At 65.9% G+C, this 14,292-nt stretch carries 14 protein-coding genes; 3 read left to right on the top strand and 11 right to left on the bottom strand.

The window, feature by feature from the left end:
• Positions 1–24 precede the first annotated feature (24 nt).
• A complete protein-coding gene (gene dapC / locus DBY63_RS03610; RefSeq protein ID WP_042136070.1) occupies positions 25–1,218 on the top strand; it encodes a succinyldiaminopimelate transaminase in 1,194 nt (397 codons plus the stop codon).
• On the opposite strand, the gene DBY63_RS03605 is transcribed toward dapC, so the two are convergent.
• Entirely contained in the window at positions 1,215–2,849 is a 1,635-nt protein-coding gene (locus DBY63_RS03605; RefSeq protein ID WP_007159498.1) for a Na+/H+ antiporter, read from the bottom strand. The two genes, dapC and DBY63_RS03605, sit on opposite strands and share 4 nt — an antisense overlap.
• A gap of 211 nt (positions 2,850–3,060) precedes the next feature.
• Between DBY63_RS03605 and DBY63_RS03600 the strand changes: the two genes are divergently transcribed.
• A complete protein-coding gene (locus DBY63_RS03600) occupies positions 3,061–3,375 on the top strand; it encodes a hypothetical protein (protein ID WP_007159499.1) in 315 nt (104 codons plus the stop codon).
• A gap of 50 nt (positions 3,376–3,425) precedes the next feature.
• On the opposite strand, the gene cysN is transcribed toward DBY63_RS03600, so the two are convergent.
• The 3 genes from cysN to DBY63_RS03585 form a co-directional block, all read right to left on the bottom strand.
• Positions 3,426–5,324, bottom strand: a complete 1,899-nt coding sequence (cysN, locus tag DBY63_RS03595; RefSeq protein WP_027597084.1) for a sulfate adenylyltransferase subunit CysN — start codon at positions 5,322–5,324, stop codon at positions 3,426–3,428.
• Between the two features lies 1 nt (position 5,325).
• Positions 5,326–6,243 (bottom strand): sulfate adenylyltransferase subunit CysD, encoded by a 918-nt coding sequence (gene cysD, locus DBY63_RS03590; RefSeq protein WP_007159501.1) that lies wholly within the window; start codon positions 6,241–6,243, stop codon positions 5,326–5,328.
• A 165-nt stretch (positions 6,244–6,408) separates the two neighbouring features.
• Positions 6,409–7,164: a Nif3-like dinuclear metal center hexameric protein gene (locus DBY63_RS03585; RefSeq protein WP_027597085.1), complete on the bottom strand. Its 756-nt coding sequence runs from the start codon at positions 7,162–7,164 to the stop codon at positions 6,409–6,411.
• Positions 7,165–7,279: 115 nt separating this feature from the next.
• On the opposite strand from DBY63_RS03585, the gene DBY63_RS03580 reads away from it, so the two are divergent.
• Positions 7,280–8,401, top strand: a complete 1,122-nt coding sequence (locus DBY63_RS03580; protein ID WP_077171862.1) for a trypsin-like peptidase domain-containing protein — start codon at positions 7,280–7,282, stop codon at positions 8,399–8,401.
• A gap of 13 nt (positions 8,402–8,414) precedes the next feature.
• On the opposite strand, the gene hisC is transcribed toward DBY63_RS03580, so the two are convergent.
• The 7 genes from hisC to DBY63_RS03545 all read right to left on the bottom strand — a co-directional run bounded on the left by hisC (position 8,415) and on the right by DBY63_RS03545 (position 14,281).
• Positions 8,415–9,470, bottom strand: coding sequence for a histidinol-phosphate transaminase (gene hisC / locus DBY63_RS03575; protein ID WP_108581283.1), 1,056 nt, complete (start codon positions 9,468–9,470; stop codon positions 8,415–8,417).
• Positions 9,467–10,786: a histidinol dehydrogenase gene (gene hisD / locus DBY63_RS03570; RefSeq protein WP_042136077.1), complete on the bottom strand. Its 1,320-nt coding sequence runs from the start codon at positions 10,784–10,786 to the stop codon at positions 9,467–9,469. The genes hisC and hisD overlap by 4 nt, the downstream gene beginning before the upstream one ends.
• Positions 10,787–11,076: 290 nt before the next feature.
• Complete coding sequence (gene hisG, locus DBY63_RS03565; RefSeq protein ID WP_077171860.1) at positions 11,077–11,709, bottom strand: ATP phosphoribosyltransferase; 633 nt, start codon at positions 11,707–11,709, stop codon at positions 11,077–11,079.
• A 9-nt stretch (positions 11,710–11,718) separates the two neighbouring features.
• The gene (murA, locus tag DBY63_RS03560) at positions 11,719–12,984 is read right to left on the bottom strand and encodes a UDP-N-acetylglucosamine 1-carboxyvinyltransferase (RefSeq protein WP_007159507.1); all 1,266 of its coding nucleotides are present in this window, start codon (positions 12,982–12,984) and stop codon (positions 11,719–11,721) included.
• Between the two features lie 22 nt (positions 12,985–13,006).
• Positions 13,007–13,246, bottom strand: coding sequence for a BolA family protein (locus tag DBY63_RS03555; protein ID WP_007159508.1), 240 nt, complete (start codon positions 13,244–13,246; stop codon positions 13,007–13,009).
• A 73-nt stretch (positions 13,247–13,319) separates the two neighbouring features.
• A complete protein-coding gene (locus tag DBY63_RS03550; protein WP_027597089.1) occupies positions 13,320–13,634 on the bottom strand; it encodes an STAS domain-containing protein in 315 nt (104 codons plus the stop codon).
• Positions 13,631–14,281 carry an ABC transporter substrate-binding protein gene (locus DBY63_RS03545; protein ID WP_007159510.1) on the bottom strand — a complete coding sequence of 217 codons (651 nt, stop codon included), beginning with the start codon at positions 14,279–14,281 and terminating at the stop codon, positions 13,631–13,633. The genes DBY63_RS03550 and DBY63_RS03545 overlap by 4 nt, the downstream gene beginning before the upstream one ends.
• Positions 14,282–14,292 lie beyond the last annotated feature (11 nt).

Here is a 14,292-nt window from a genome sequence, read left to right as displayed (position 1 = left end):
CCTCGAACGAAGGACCACCCGACGATGAACCCCACCCTCGACCTGCTGCAGCCCTACCCGTTCGAGAAGCTGCGCGCCCTCCTCGCCGGCGTGACCCCGCCGGCGGCGCTCAAGCCGATTCCGCTGTCGATCGGCGAGCCCAAGCATCCGTCCCCCGCCTTCGTCGCCGAGGCGCTGACGGCGAATCTGGATCAGCTGGCGGTCTATCCGACCACCCTTGGCATCGCCGAGCTGCGCGAGGCCATCGCCAGCTGGGCTGGCCAGCGCTTTGGCGTACCGGCCGGCTGGCTGGATCCGGCGCGTCATGTGCTGCCGGTGACCGGCACCCGGGAGGCGCTGTTTTCCTTTACCCAGGCGGTGGTGGATCGCAGCCAGGCCGGCCTGGTGCTGAGCCCCAACCCCTTCTACCAGATCTACGAAGGCGCGGCCCTGCTGGCCGGCGCCGAGCCGCACTACCTGCCATGCCTGGCGGACAAGGGTTTCAATCCCGATTTCGACAGCGTGCCGGACGAGGTCTGGCAGCGCTGCCAGCTGCTGTTCCTCTGTTCGCCCGGCAATCCCACCGGCGCCCTGCTGCCGGTGGCCACGCTGAAAAGGCTCATCGCCCTGGCCGATCGCCACGACTTCGTGATCGCCGCCGACGAGTGCTACAGCGAACTCTATTTCGACGAAGCCAGTCCGCCGCCCGGGCTGCTGACCGCCTGCGCCGAACTGGGGCGCAGCGACTTCGCCCGTTGCGTGGTCTTCCACAGCCTGTCCAAGCGCTCCAACCTGCCGGGCATGAGATCCGGCTTCGTCGCCGGCGATGCCGCCATCCTCAAGCGCTTCCTGCTCTATCGCACCTACCACGGTTGCGCCATGCCGGTGCAGGTGCAGAAGGCCAGCGCCGTGGCCTGGCGCGATGAAGCCCATGTCCGCGAGAACCGCGAACTCTATCGGCAGAAGTTCGCCGCCGTGCTGGACATCCTGCAGGGCAGCCTGGAGGTGTCACTGCCGGACGGTGGTTTCTATCTCTGGGCCAGGACGCCGGGCGATGACGAAGCCTTCGCTCGCGATCTGTTCGCCCGCGAACACGTGACCGTGGTGCCGGGTTCCTACCTGTCGCGGGAAGTCGCGGGCGTCAATCCGGGTGCCGGACGGATCCGCATGGCCCTGGTCGCCCCTCTGGCCGAATGCGTGGAAGCGGCGGAGCGCATCCGCCGCTTCTGCCAGGGCTAGCGGTTGCCCTGATCGCGCATCAGCGCGGTCTCCTGGATGTCCAGCTCCCGGAGGAATTCGGTGACCACCAGGTCATCGATCACGCCGGCGATACGCAGCCGATAGAGTTCACGGCGTTGGGCACGGATGGCGAGCAGGCGCAGCTCGCCATCCAGGGTGTCCCGCAGACGCGCCAGCGAACGGGCATCCTCGCTGTCATCGGCGGAACTCAGCTCGTCACGGAATTCGGCGATGATGCCGGCCTTGATCTCCGCCTGCAGCGCCGCCCGCGCCGGCTCGTCGGCATCGCTGGACTCCACGTCTTCCAGTGCCGTGATGGCGGCGCGGGCGGCGTTGATCCGCACCTCGCAGCGTTCCCGCTCCAGCAGGTCGTTGGATTGCTCCGGCAGCCGCGCCAGCAGCAGCGGAATACCGATGCTCGCCACCACCAGGGACAGCAGAATCACCCCGGCGGCGATGAACACCAGGACGTCACGCAGGGGAAAGGGCGTGCCATCCGAGAGCAGCAGCGGCAGCGACAGCACACCGGCCAGGGTCACGGCGCCGCGCACCCCGCTGAGGGAGGCGATGGCGGCGATCAGGCGCGGATCGCCCGCGATGGTCATGGGTCCGCTGCCAGGCTGGGTCAGGTGCCAATAGCCGAGGATGACCCCGAAGCGGATGGCCATGATTACCAGATAGGCACCCAGCACATAGAGCGTCAGCCAGCCCGCGGCCGGCCAGAGCGCCTGGGAAGCCGGCAGGGCCGCCGCCAGGATGTCCGGCAGTTGCAGCCCCAGGATCAGGAACACCAGGCCGTTGAAGGCGAATTCCACCAGTCCCCAGACGCTGTGGTTGAGCAAACGGGTGGCGGTCTGCCGGGGCAGCATGTCGACCCGGCTCTGCATCATCCCGGCGGCCACGGCGGACAGGATGCCGGAAACGCCCAGTCGCTCGGCCAGGACATAGGCGGCGAAGGGCAGCAACAGCATGAAGACCACATGGGGCGCGGCGTCGCTCCAGCCGCGCTTCACCACCATCCAGGCGCGCGCCCGCCCGACCAGCCAGCTCAGCACCCCACCGACCAGCACGCCGCCCACCGCGACGATGACGAATTCCAGACTGGCCTGGCTCAGCGAAAAGGCGCCGGTCAGGGCCGCCGCCACGGCGAACTTGAAGGTCACCAGACCCGAGGCGTCGTTGAGCAGGGCCTCGCCCTGGATCACATGCAGCAGGGCGCTGGGCAGCCGGCCACGGACGATGCTGGACACCGCCACGGCATCGGTGGGCGACAGCACCGCCGCCAGGGCGAAGGCCACCGCCCAGGGCAGGTGCAGCATCCAGTGCAGGAACCAGCCGGCACCCAGCACCGTGAGGAACACCAGGCCAAAGGCCAGGACGAAGATCGGTCGACGCAGCCGCCAGAATTCGCGCTTGGGCATGCGCCAGCCATCGGAGAACAGCAGCGCCGGGATGAACAGCAGCAGGAAGAGTTCCGGGTCCAGGGCCACGTGCAGCCCCAGGGTGGGCCAGGCGAGCAAGGCGCCGACCACCACCTGGATCAGCGGCAGCGGGATGGGAATCAGATGGGCGCTGAGTCGGGTGGCACCCACCATCAGCAAGAGGATCAGAGCGGTATAGAGAATCTGCACGGTGGTCTCGTGGTCAGGGCACCGGTCGCGGTGCCAGATACAGGAGATGCATCCCGCGGGAGTGGGGACACGTCGACCTCGAGTTGTTAGGACTGATGTCCCCGGATTTGGTTTTACCCAAACTTTACCCGAGGCGATCTAGGCGACTGGCCACCGTTGCGGTCTGATAGACATACCCGGTTTCATTTCCCCGGGTCGCAGGAGAAAGATCATGCTACGTCGCATCACTCAAGTCGTGGTGCTTGCCGGTTGCCTCGCCATCGCCGGTCAGGCGTCCGCCCACGGTCGTGGCCCCGGTCCGGCCTTTCTCGGTGCCGTAGTGGGCGCCGTGGTCGGCGGAGCCATCGTCTCCCATTCCTACGCCCGCGAGCCGGTCTATGTCGAAGGCCCCCCGCCGCCTCCGCCGCCGCGCGTGGTCTACTACGAGCCGGCACCGGTCTACGAATATCGCGTGGTGGAACCCCGCCCGGTGTACTACGGCCCGCCGCCCGGCGCCTACTACTACGGCCCACCACCGCGCTGGTAAGGCCCATGAAAAAACCCGCCTCTCGGCGGGGTTTTTCATGGCTGGACGCCCTAGACCACCTGGCGCCGACGCAGGACGTCGAGGATCTGCTGGACCCCCTCCTCCACCGACAGCTGCTCGGTGTCGATCACCAGATCGGCATCTTCCGGTGCATCGTAGGCGAAGGAGATACCCGGGATGTTGTCGCCACCGGCGGCATAGAGACCCTGGGGATCACGCTCGGCGCAGGCCTTGGGCGACGCCTTGACGTGCACGGTCAGCAGACGCTCGGCACCGATCAGCGCCTGGGCCTGGGCACGGCCCTCGGCATCCGGCGCGACAAAGGCTGCCAGGGCGATCAGACCCGCTTCGTTGAACTGGCGGGCTACCTGGGCGGCACGCAACCAGTTCTCGCGACGCCCGGCGCGATCCTGTGGCAGACCCTTATTCAGGTCGTGGCGCAGATTCTGACCGTCCAGCACGAAGACCGCACGACCGGCATCGAACAGGCGACGCTCCAGGGCATAGGCCAGGGTGGTCTTGCCGGCGCCGGAAAGACCGGTGAAGAGCACGGTGCTGGGCTGCTGACCGAAGCGCGCGGCCCGCTCGCTGGTGCCGACGTGCAGCTGGTGCGCGCCCTGGCCATGACCGCCCCTGCCCACCGGGTCGGCGATGATCATGCCGGCACCGACGGTGCCATTGGTCAGGCGATCGATGACGATGAAGGCGCCGGTGGTCCGGTTGACGCCATAGCCATCCAGGGCGATGGACGCATCGAGAGCCACCTTGACCCGGGCGATCTCGTTGAGCTTGAGCTCGCTGGCGGCGCCACGTTCCAGGGTATTGACGTCAACCGTGTGCACGATGCTCGGCAGCGAGCCGGGCACGTAGCTGGTGGCGCGCTTGATGTCGTACTTCTTGCCGGGCCGCATGGGTTCTTCGGCCATCCACACCAGCATGGCCTCGAAGCTGTCGGTGACCTGGGGACGGTTGTCGGCATGCACCAGGACGTCGCCCCGGGAGATGTCGATCTCGTCTTCCATGGTCAGGGTCACCGCCTGGCCAGGTCCGGCCTGCTCCAGCTCGCCTTCGTAGGTGACGATGGACTTGATGCGGCTGCCCTTGCCCGACGGCAGAACCACCACGGCATCGCCCTTGGTGACCACGCCCGAAGCCAGGGTCCCGGCGAAGCCGCGGAAGTTGAGGTTGGGCCGGTTGACGTACTGCACCGGGAAGCGCAGATCGTCGAGATTGCGATCCGCGGCGATCTCCACGGTCTCGAGGATTTCCATCAGCGGCTTGCCGCTGTACCAGGGCGTCTGCTCGCTGCGATTCACCACGTTGTCGCCCTTGAGCGCCGACATGGGGACGAAGTGGATGTCCTTGGCGTTGAGGTCGATGCGCTGGGCGAAGGCCAGGTAGTCGTCCTTGATGCGCTCGAACACCGCCTCGTCGAAGCCCAGCAGGTCCATCTTGTTGATGGCGACCACGATGTGCTTGATGCCCAGCAGCGAGGCGATGTAGCTGTGCCGGCGGGTCTGGGTCTGGATGCCGTGACGGGCATCGACCAGGATGATCGCCAGGTCGCAGGTGGAAGCCCCGGTGGCCATGTTGCGGGTGTACTGCTCATGGCCGGGGGTATCGGCGATGATGAACTTGCGCTTGGCGGTGGAGAAGTAGCGGTAGGCCACGTCGATGGTGATGCCCTGCTCGCGCTCGGCCTGCAGGCCATCCACCAGCAGCGCCAGATCGACCTCTTCGCCGGTGGTGCCGACCTTCTTGGAATCGCGGGTGATGGCTTCCAGGTGATCCTCGTAGATCATCTTGGAATCGTGCAGCAGGCGCCCGATCAGGGTGCTCTTGCCGTCGTCGACGTTGCCGCAGGTGAGGAAGCGCAGCAGTTCCTTGCGTTCGTGCTGTGCGAGGTAGGCCAGGATGTCCTGGCCGATCAGATCGGATTGGTGCGACATCTTAGAAATACCCCTGACGTTTCTTCTCTTCCATGGATCCGGCGCCATCGTGGTCGATGACCCGACCCTGGCGTTCGGAGGTGCGGGTGAGCAGCATCTCCTGGATGATGTCCGTCAGCGTGGTCGCCTGGGACTCCACCGCGCCGGTCAGGGGGTAGCAGCCAAGGGTACGGAAGCGCACCTGGCGCTTGTGGATGCGGGCCTTCTCCTCGGGCGAGAGGTGCTCGAGGATACGGTCGTCGTCGATCATGAGCAGGGTGCCGTTCTTCTCGATCACCTCGCGCTCGGCGGCGAAGTACAGCGGCACGATCGGGATGCCTTCGAGGTAGATGTACTGCCAGATGTCCAGCTCGGTCCAGTTCGACAGCGGGAAGACGCGGATCGACTCGCCCTTGTTGGTCTTGCCGTTGTAGATGTTCCACAACTCGGGACGCTGGTTCTTGGGATCCCAGCGGTGCTTGCTGTCCCGGAAGGAGTAGACGCGCTCCTTGGCGCGGGACTTCTCCTCGTCGCGGCGGGCACCGCCGAAGGCGGCGTCGAAGCCGTACTTGTCCAGCGCCTGCTTGAGGCCCTGGGTCTTCATGATGTCGGTGTGCTTGGCACTGCCATGGGTGAAGGGGTTGATGCCCTGGGCGACCCCTTCCGGATTCTTGTGCACCAGCAGATCGAGGCCCATGTCGGCGACCATGCGATCGCGGAATTCGTACATGGCCTGGAATTTCCAGCCGGTGTCCACGTGGAGTACCGGGAACGGCAGCTTGCCGGGAAAGAAGGCCTTGCGGGCCAGGTGCAGCATCACGGCCGAATCCTTGCCGATGGAATACAGCATGACCGGATTGTCGAACTCGGCGGCCACTTCACGGATGATGTGGATGCTTTCCGCCTCAAGCTGTTTGAGGTGCGTCTGTTTGTCGAGCATGGCTACTCACGATTGCAGAAAGGTGGCCTAGGAGATGTCCGTTGCGGCATCCAGTCGACTGGACACACCGGACAGAGCGGGCCGTGGACGAACCTCAACCTTACCATAGGCAACGGTTATGGCCCGCCAGGCTATTTAGAACCAGAAGTTCTATGCTTATGACGCTCAGGCGGGATTGTCGCAGTCGATGAAGAGGTGCTGGATCCCCAACTGCGCGGCCAGATGGTCGCCCAGCGCCTGCACCCCGTAGCGCTCGGTGGCATGGTGGCCGGCGGCGAAGAAACTCACGCCGTTCTCGCGAGCGCTGTGCACCGTCTGCTCGGACACCTCTCCGGTCAGGTAGGCATCCACTCCGCCGGCGATGGCCTGATCGATATAGCCCTGGGCGCCACCGGTGCACCAGGCCAGGCGCCGGATCGAGCGCCCGCCGTCGACCACCAGCGGCTCGCGCTGCAGCACGTCCGCCACCTGCCGACCGAAGTCCGCGGCGGATTGCGCCTGCGGCAACTCCCCTTGCCAGATCAGCCCCTTGGCATCGCCTGGCAGCGGCCGGATATCCTGCAGCCCCAGGCGGCGTCCCAGCTGGACGTTGTTGCCCACCTCGGGATGGACATCCAGGGGCAGGTGGTAGGCCAGCAGGCTGATGTCATGGCTCAGCAGCGTCTTGATCCGCCGGTGCTTCATGCCGATGAGGCGGGCATCCTCGTTCTTCCAGAAATAGCCATGGTGCACCAGGATGGCATCGGCACCGGCGGCGACGGCGGCGTCCAGCAGCTGCTGGGAAGCCGTGACGCCACTGACCAGCAGGCGCACCTGCTCACGGCCCTGGACCTGCAGGCCGTTGGGGCAATAATCCTGGATCCGGGCCGATTCCAGGTAGCGGTCGGCGGTCTCTACCAGTTGCTCAAGGGACAGGGTCACGTGCGGCTTACCTCCTCGTTGGCGGCGCCAGCGTGTCTTCGGCTGGCGCCGCTCCTTATAATGGCCGCCAGCTTATCCGGCGCACCCCGGGTGGACAAATTCAAGGATGTGATCGATGTACAAGGCTTTGCGTTATCTCGGCTGGCCCGTGCTGTGCGGTCTGCTCGTTGCAGCCCTGATCATGCAGCGCTATCCCCAGTGGCTCGGCCTGCCCGCCCAGCCGCCGCTGTTCGAGGCCGCCCAGGCGCCCACCAATTCGCGCCAGGAGGGACCGGTCTCCTATGCCGACGCGGCCAGTCGCGCCGCGCCCGCGGTGGTGTCGTTGCGCTCGACCAAGGCCGCCAAGCCGGGCAAGGCCGGGGATACGGCCAGCGACCGCAAGGGCGCGACCAAGCCGGTGGAAGAACTCAGCCTGGGTTCCGCCGTGCTGATGAGCCATGACGGCTATCTGCTGACCAACAACCACGTGACCCTGGACGCCGAATCCATCGTGGTGGCCCTCGCCGACGGTCGTCAGACCCTGGCCAAGCTCATCGGCAACGATCCGGCCACGGACCTCGCCGTGCTCAAGATCGACCTGCCCAACCTGCCGGCCATCTCGGTGGGCGATTCGACCGCCATCCGCATCGGCGACGTGGTGCTGGCCATCGGCAACCCCTTTGGCGTCGGCCAGACGGTGACCATGGGCATCATCAGCGCCACCGGTCGCAACCAGCTGGGTCTCAATACCTACGAGGACTTCATCCAGACCGATGCGGCGATCAACCTGGGCAATTCCGGCGGGGCGCTGGTGGATGCCAGCGGCAATCTGATCGGCATCAACACCGCCATCCTCTCCGGCGGCTCCCAGGGCATCGGCTTCGCCATCCCGATCAAGCTGGCCATGGAGGTCATGCGCTCGATCATCCAGCACGGCCAGGTCATCCGTGGCTGGCTGGGCGTGGCGGTGGAGGTGATCACCCCGGAGCTGGTCAAGACCTATGGCCTCAAGGTCGACCAGGGCATCGTGGTGACCGACATCGATCCCGATGGACCGGCGCACAAGGGCGGTCTGCGCGCGGGCGACGTGCTGGTCAAGCTGGCTGGCCAGCCGATCAGGGACGGCCGGCTGGCGATGAACCAGATCGCCCGCAAGCAGCCTGGCGACAGCATCCCCATTGAGGTGCTGCGCCAGGACAAGACCGTACAGGTCAAGGTCACCGTCGGGATGCGCCCCCTGATGGAGAAGGCGCGCTAGCCGCGAACGAGGCTCAGAGGGTGTCGAGGGCCGTGATCAGCGCCTGATTCTGCGTCGGCGTGCCGATGGTGATGCGCAGGAAGTCGGCGATGCGTTCGGGGCGGCTGAAGTGGCGCACGATGACGCCGTGCTCACGCAAGCCCGCGGCCAGCGCCGCGCCACCCTTCTGCACATGACGGGCGAAGATGAAGTTGGCGGCCGAGGGCAGGACCTCGAAGCCGCGCTCCAGCAACTGGCCCACCAGCGCTTCGCGACTCTCGATCACCTGCCGGCAGGTCTCGTCGAAATAGGCGCGATCCTCGAAGGCCGCGGTCGCGCCGGCCAGGGCCAGGCGATCCAGCGGATAGGAGTTGAAGCTGTTCTTGATCCGCTCCAGGGCTTCCATCAGCGGCGCCTGTCCCAGGGCCAGCCCTACCCGCAGACCAGCCAGCGAACGGGACTTGGACAGCGTCTGGGTCACCACCAGGTTGGGATGGCGCTCGATCAGGGCGACCGCCGACTCCGCCCCGAAGTCGACATAGGCCTCGTCCACCACCACCACCGAGGTCGGATTGCCGGCGACGATACGCTCGATGGCGTCCAGCGCCAGGGCGCTGCCGGTCGGCGCATTGGGGTTGGGGAAGATGATCCCGCCATTGGGGCGCAGATAGTCCTCGGGGACGATCTGGAAATCCTCGTCCAGCGCCGGCGTCTCGAAGGCGATGTCGTAGAGGCCGCAATAGACCGGATAGAAGCTGTAGCTGATGTCCGGAAACAGGATCGGACGGCCATGGCCGAACAGACCCAGGAAGATGTGCGCCAGCGCCTCGTCCGAGCCGTTGCCGACAAACACCTGGTCGCTCTGGAGGCCGTAGTAGCGGGCGACGGCGTCCTTCAGCGCCTGACCGTTGGGGTCGGGATAGAGGCGCAGGTCGTCGGTGGCCGCGGCGCGAATGGCGTCCAGCGCCCGCGGTGACGGACCGTAGGGATTCTCGTTGGTGTTGAGCTTGACCAGGTTGGTCAGCTTGGGTTGCTCACCCGGCACATAGGGCACCAGGTTCTTGACGAAGGGACTCCAGAGCTCGCTCATGCCTGCTCCTCCTGAATACGGTATTCGGCGCTGCGGGCGTGGGCGGTCAGGGACTCGCCACGCGCCAGGACCGAGGCGACCCGACCCAGCGCGGAAGCGCCCGTGGCCGAGCAGTGGATGATCGAGGAACGCTTCTGGAAGTCGTACACGCCCAGCGGCGAGGAGAAGCGCGCGGTGCCCGAGGTCGGCAGCACATGGTTGGGACCGGCGCAGTAGTCGCCCAGGGCCTCGGCGGTGTAGCGACCCATGAAGATGGCGCCGGCGTGGCGGATGCTGGGCAGCCACTGCTCGGGTTCGGCGACCGACAATTCCAGGTGTTCGGGGGCGATGCGGTTGGCCACCTCGATGGCCTGGGCCATGTCGGTGACCTGGATAAGGGCGCCGCGGCCTTCCAGGGAGGCGCGGATGATCTCGGCACGCTCCATCTCCGGCAGCAGGCGGGCGATGCTTTCCGCCACGGCGTCGAGGAAGGCGGCGTCGGGACTGACCAGGATGGCCTGGGCGTCTTCGTCGTGCTCGGCCTGGGAGAACAGGTCCATGGCGATCCAGTCGGGATCGGTCTGGCCGTCGCAGACCACCAGGATCTCCGACGGGCCGGCGATCATGTCGATGCCGACCTTGCCGAATACATGGCGCTTGGCGGTGGCGACATAGATGTTGCCGGGGCCGACGATCTTGTCCACCGGCGGTACGCTTTCGGTGCCATAGGCCAGGGCGGCCACGGCCTGGGCGCCACCGATGGTGAAGACGCGATCGACACCGGCCAAGGCTGCGGCGGCCAGCACCAGTTCGTTGACCTCACCGCGGGGCGTGGGCACCACCATGACCACTTCTTTTACGCCGGCGACCTTGGCGGGGATGGCGTTCATCAGCACCGAGGAGGGATAGGAGGCCTTGCCCCCCGGCACATAGAGCCCGGCACGATCCAGCGGGGTGACCTGCTGGCCGAGCACGGTGCCGTCAGCCTCCTGGTACTGCCAGGAATCCTGGCGCTGCTTTTCGTGATAACGACGGACTCGCTCGGCAGCGGCTTCCAGCGCGGTGCGCTGCTCCGGCGTGATGCGGGTCAGGGCTTCTTCCAGACGCGCCCGCGGCAGGATGAGATCGCTCATGGCGGTCGCCTCTACGGCATCGAAGCGCCGTGTGTATTCCAGCAGCGCGGCGTCGCCCTGGTGGCGCACGTCGGCGATGATCGCCAGGACCCGCTGGTTGATGTCGGCATCCGACACCCCTTCCCAGCTCAGCAGATGATCCAGATGCTCGGCGAAATCCGGAGCGGCGGCGGCGAGTCGGCGGATGGCGAGCGGAGCGGTCATGGCGGATCCTCTTCAGGAGAGCGAAAGGGGCGCCCGAGAGTAACAGCCGGTTCCGTGTGGGCGCCCGACAATTTGGCTATGGCACGGATAGGCGAAGCTGGAGGGATGGAAGCAGTCTGAGCCGGCATTCGGCATGCCGACCAGGACGTAGAGCCTGTTCAAAGTCTCGCGAGCTAGAGACAAACAAGGCAAAAATGGCTGAGGAAGCGGAGTTTACGAGTGGTAAATGAGCATTCCGAAGCCATTTTTAACGCAGTTTGGCCGACGCGTAACAGGCTTTGAACAGGTTCTCAGGCGCCGCGCGCCTCGACGGCGTGTCTCAGGGTCTCGATGAGGGCCTGAATGCGGCCATGCTGCATCTTCATCGAGGCCTTGTTGACGATCAAGCGCGAGCTGATATGGGCGATCAGCTCCTGGGGTTCGAGTCCGTTGGCCTTGAGGGTATTGCCGGTGTCGACCACGTCGATGATCTTGTCGGCCAGGCCTACGAGCGGTGCCAGCTCCATGGAGCCGTACAGCTTGATGATGTCGACCTGCCGACCCTGCTCGGCATAGTAGCGCTTGGCGACATTGACGAACTTGGTCGCCACCCGCAGCCGGCCACGCGGCACCGGAGCGCCCACGGCGCCCGCGGTCATCAGCTTGCAGCGGGCGATGCGCAGGTCCAGCGGCTCATAGAGACCGTCGCCGCCGTATTCCATCAGCACGTCCTTGCCGGCCACGCCCAGGTCCGCGGCGCCATGTTCCACATAGGTGGGCACATCGGTGGCGCGGACGATGAGCAGCCGTACATCGTCCTGGGTGGTCGGGATGATGAGCTTGCGGCTCTTGTCCGGATTCTCGGTCGGGGCGATCCCCGCCGCCGCCAGCAGCGGCAGGGTGTCGTCGAGGATACGGCCCTTGGACAGGGCGATGGTCAGCATCGGAGGTCCTTACTTGGGCGTGCGACGGATCTTGGCGCCGAGCAGCTGGAATTTCTCCTCGATGCATTCGTAGCCGCGGTCGATGTGGTAGATGCGATCGATCAGGGTATCGCCTTCGGCCACCAGGGCGGCGATGACCAGACTCGCCGAGGCGCGCAGGTCGGTCGCCATGACCGGCGCGGCCTTGAGGCTGGGCACGCCGGTGACGATGGCGGCATTGCCTTCGATGGCGATGTTGGCGCCCATGCGCACCATCTCGTGAACGTGCATGAAGCGGTTCTCGAAGATGGTCTCGACCACGGTACCGGTGCCTTCGGCGACGGCGTTCATGGAGATGAACTGGGCCTGCATGTCGGTGGGGAACGCCGGGTAGGGCGCCGTGCGGATGTTGACCGCGCGGGGGCGATTGCCCTTCATGTCCAGCTCGATCCAGTTGCTGCCGGTGGCGATGTGGGCACCGGCCTCTTCCAGCTTGGCCAGCACGGCCTCGAGGATGGTCGGATCGGTGTCCTTGAGCTTGACGCGACCGCGGGTGGCGGCGGCGGCGACCAGGTAGCTGCCGGTTTCGATGCGGTCCGGCAGCACCGAATAGGTGGCGCCACCCAGGCGCTCGACGCCTTCCACGGTGATGGTGTCGGTACCGGCGCCCTGGATGTTGGCACCCATGGCGATCAGGCAGTTGGCCAGGTCGACGACCTCGGGCTCGCGGGCGGCGTTCTGGATGACGCTGCGGCCCTTGGCCAGGGTGGCGGCCATCAGCACGTTCTCGGTACCGGTCACGCTGACGGTGTCGAAATAGTAGTGGGCGCCGCGCAGGCCGCCGGCCGGCGCCTTGGCCTTGATGTAGCCGCCTTCGACGGTGATCTTGGCGCCCATGGCTTCCAGGCCGCGCAGGTGCAGATCGACCGGCCGCGAACCGATGGCGCAACCGCCGGGCAGGGCGACTTCCGCTTCGCCGAAGCGGGCGACCATCGGGCCCAGCACCAGGATCGAGGCGCGCATGGTCTTGACCAGCTCATAGGGCGCGACCAGGGTCTTGATGCTGGAGGCATCGACCTCGACATTGAGCTTTTCACCGATCACCGGCTGGACGCCCATGCGGCCGAACAGCTCGATCATGGTGGTGATGTCGTGCAGGTGCGGCAGGTTGGCGATGGTCACCGGGGTGTCGGCGAGCAGGGTCGCGGCCAGGATCGGCAGGGCGGAGTTCTTGGCCCCGGAAATGCGAATTTCACCGTTCAGGCTGTTGCCGCCGGTAATGATCAGTTTGTCCATAGCGAGTTCTCGGCGCTGCGAATCAGGCGCGTTCGGCCCAGGCAGCACGGGTGAAGAATTTCATGGTGACAGCATGGATGCTGCCATCGGCGATCTGCGGCTGGAGATGGGAGTAGACCTGCTGCTGACGCTTGACCGGGCTGAGTGCCTGGAGCTCGTCGCTGATCAGGTAGAGCTGGAAGTTGCAGCCCTCGCCTTCCACTTCGACCTGGGTATCGGCCAGTTTTGCCTCCAGGAGGCTTTTGACTTCTTGGGCCTGCATGGCGGCACCTCGGCAATCTAGTACAGCCGGCGATCATACAAAAAAACCGGCTGTACGGCGACTGCGATGACCGCTACCCGTGCGCGTCTTCCGCCAGGGGCAGCAGGGCGAGGGCATCCGAGACGTCGGCGATCTGCCGCAACTCGGAAGGCAGGCTGGCGATGGTCAGCGTGCGCCCCGCGGCCTGGGCATCGCGCAGCCAGGCCAGCAACAGCGCGAGGCCGGCGCTGTTGGAGCGTTCGACACCGGCGCAATCGAGCACCAGCGGACCACTGCCCTGGCCGATCAGCGCCCTGCCCTGCTCGCGCAGGGTGGGCACATTGGCGTGATCGAGCACGCCCGACAGTTGCAGTCGGGCGCCTTCGCCGGTGATGGCGGCGCGACTCACGAACCGACCTTGGCCTTCTGGGCCTCTGGAGAATCCTTGGCCTTGGCCACGGTGCCCGCCCAGTTGTTGATGGTCTTGTCCAGGTCGTTGCCGTTTTCCTGCATCGCCTGGGCGAACTGGTCACGGAACAGCTTGCCGAGGTTCAGGCCATTGATGATGACGTTGCGCACCTTCCACTCGTTGCCCTGCTTGACCATGCTGTACTGCACGGGGTACACGGCGCCGTTATTGCCCTTGACCTCCATGCCCACGCTGGTGCGATCGGGACCGTCGGACGGCCCTTCGGGCAGCACCCGGATGCCTTGGTTGTTGTACTCCAGCAGCGCATTGCCATAGAACTGCATCAGGCTGCGCTTGAAGTTTTCCTGGAAGCGCGCCATCTGCTCGGGCGAGGCGCTGCGGCTGTAGCGCACGGTCATGATGCTGCGCGAGATGCCTTCGGCATCCACCACCGGGCCGAGGATGTTGTTGAGCGACTCGTAGAAGGCTTCCGGGCTGCTGCGATACTTGTCGCGGTTGGCCTCGAGGTCGCTGAGCAGGGTGGTGGTGGTCTGCTGGATCACGTCGTGGGCCGAGGGCGCCGCCTGGGACACCAGGGGCAGCAGGGCCAGGATCGCGATCACTCCGTGACGAAGTAGCTTGAGCATGGAAAAGCCTC

The sequence above is a fragment of the Pseudomonas sp. RIT411 genome (genome assembly GCF_003057735.2).
Classification (GTDB): domain Bacteria; phylum Pseudomonadota; class Gammaproteobacteria; order Pseudomonadales; family Pseudomonadaceae; genus Chryseomonas; species Chryseomonas oryzihabitans.
The sequence above is the reverse complement of the archived record's forward strand: the minus strand, read 5'-3'. Positions and strand labels throughout refer to the sequence as shown.